The organism is Pseudomonas putida, from assembly GCF_030159595.1.
GTDB classification, from domain to species: domain Bacteria; phylum Pseudomonadota; class Gammaproteobacteria; order Pseudomonadales; family Pseudomonadaceae; genus Aquipseudomonas; species Aquipseudomonas putida_AC.
Window position 1 is genome coordinate 1 of record NZ_BSKJ01000030.1, and the last position, 792, is coordinate 792.

At 64.5% G+C, this 792-nt stretch carries 1 protein-coding gene; it reads right to left on the reverse strand.

All coding sequences use genetic code 11. From position 1 onward, the window contains the following. Positions 1 to 792 (reverse strand): aldehyde dehydrogenase family protein (locus QQL85_RS26415; RefSeq protein ID WP_284368789.1); only part of this gene is annotated, 792 nt, incomplete at both ends.

Sequence of the window (792 nt, forward strand, 5' to 3'; positions counted from 1 at the left end):
GAAGATGGTCGGCTCGACGTAGGTGCCGCCCGTCTCTTCCAAGGTGCGCTTGCCACCCGCCAGCAGCTTGGCGCCGTCCTGATGGCCCGCTTCGATGTACGACAGCACGGTGTTCATCTGCTGGGTGTCGACCAGAGCACCGACCGTGGTCTGTGGGTCCAGCGGGTTGCCGGGCTTCCAGCCTTTCAGGGCCTCGACCACCATCGGCAGGAACTTGTCCTTGATCGAACGCTCGACCAGCAGGCGCGAGCCTGCGGTGCACACTTCGCCCTGGTTGAAAGCGATGGCACTGGCAGCAGCTTCAGCGGCAGCTTGCAGGTCCGGCGCGTCGGCGAAGACGATGTTCGGGCTCTTGCCACCGGCTTCCAGCCAGATGCGCTTCATGTTCGATTCGCCCGCGTACACCATCAGTTGCTTGGCGATCTTGGTCGAACCGGTGAACACCAGGGTGTCGACGTCCATGTGCAGGGCCAAGGCCTTGCCGACGGTGTGGCCGTAGCCTGGCAGCACGTTCAGCACGCCAGCCGGGATACCGGCTTCGATGGCCAGCTGGGCGATGCGGATGGCAGTCAGCGGCGATTTTTCGGACGGCTTGAGCACCACCGAGTTACCAGTGGCCAGCGCCGGGCCGAGTTTCCAGCAGGCCATCAGCAGTGGGAAGTTCCACGGTACGATGGCACCGACCACACCCACCGGCTCACGGGTAACCAGGCCGAGCTGGTCGTGCGGGGTCGGGGCGACTTCGTCGTAGACCTTGTCGATCGCTTCGGCCGTCCAGTGAATGGCTTGGGC